At 53.3% G+C, this 323-nt stretch carries 1 tRNA gene; it reads right to left on the bottom strand.

Annotated features, from left to right (window positions below):
* Positions 1-75: 75 nt before the first annotated feature.
* Positions 76-163: transfer RNA gene (locus tag MRS74_RS23605), tRNA-Ser, on the bottom strand.
* Positions 164-323: the final 160 nt, after the last annotated feature.

Raw genomic sequence — 323 nt, 5'->3', positions numbered from 1 at the left:
TTCTCGGGTTAGAATCTATCGACCTTGAAAACAAAAAAGCCCCACTCTGCGAGCGGGGCTTTTTTGTTTTGAATATGGCGGTGAGGGAGGGATTCGAACCCTCGATACCTTGCGGTATACACACTTTCCAGGCGTGCTCCTTCGGCCACTCGGACACCTCACCATATCTTTAAGCTGCATCGTCCTTTCGGACTTGTAACTTGCACGCCTGGGCGTACTCGTTACCGTCGTCGCAAGCTCCGACGTTCTCTACGGCTTCGCCTCCGAGTCGGCCACTCGGACACCTCACCATATCTTTAAGCTGCATCGTCCTTTCGGACTTG

The sequence above is a fragment of the Marinobacterium sedimentorum genome, from assembly GCF_024267675.1.
GTDB classification, from domain to species: domain Bacteria; phylum Pseudomonadota; class Gammaproteobacteria; order Pseudomonadales; family Balneatricaceae; genus Marinobacterium_A; species Marinobacterium_A sedimentorum.
The sequence above is the reverse complement of the archived record's forward strand: the minus strand, read 5'-3'. Positions and strand labels throughout refer to the sequence as shown.